Origin of the sequence: Pauljensenia sp. UMB3104 (assembly GCF_030217285.1) — a bacterium.
Lineage (GTDB): Bacteria > Actinomycetota > Actinomycetes > Actinomycetales > Actinomycetaceae > Pauljensenia.
Genome location: NZ_JASONN010000188.1, coordinates 1 through 304 on the forward strand (window position 1 = coordinate 1; position 304 = coordinate 304).

1 protein-coding gene is annotated in these 304 nt (G+C 64.5%); it reads left to right on the top strand.

Going from position 1 to position 304, the window contains the following annotated elements; translation table 11 throughout:
- Positions 1-304: DUF1269 domain-containing protein (locus tag QP415_RS11310; RefSeq protein ID WP_285100132.1), on the top strand; the 304-nt coding region annotated here is incomplete at both ends.

A 304-nucleotide genomic window follows, 5' to 3' on the forward strand; every position in this document is an offset into this window, starting at 1 on the left:
GTATCCATTCCTGAGGCCAGTGACTCCGCATCCTCTTTCGGCTTCGGAACTGGTTCGGTGATTGGTCTGGTCATTGGCGCCCTGGCCGGCCCCATTGGCATGCTGCTGGGGTGGGGTGTGGGCGCGCTCGCCGGATCCACCGCAGACCTGGCGAGTGCGGATGCGCACGAGTTCGCGCTGTCCGAGGTGGCCTCGCGCATGGTTCCGGGATCGAATGTCGTTGTCCTTCAGACCACTGAGGACAATGTTGAGCTGCTCAACGGCGAGGTGGCGCGTCTCGGTGGCGCCGTCATCCGCCGTTCAC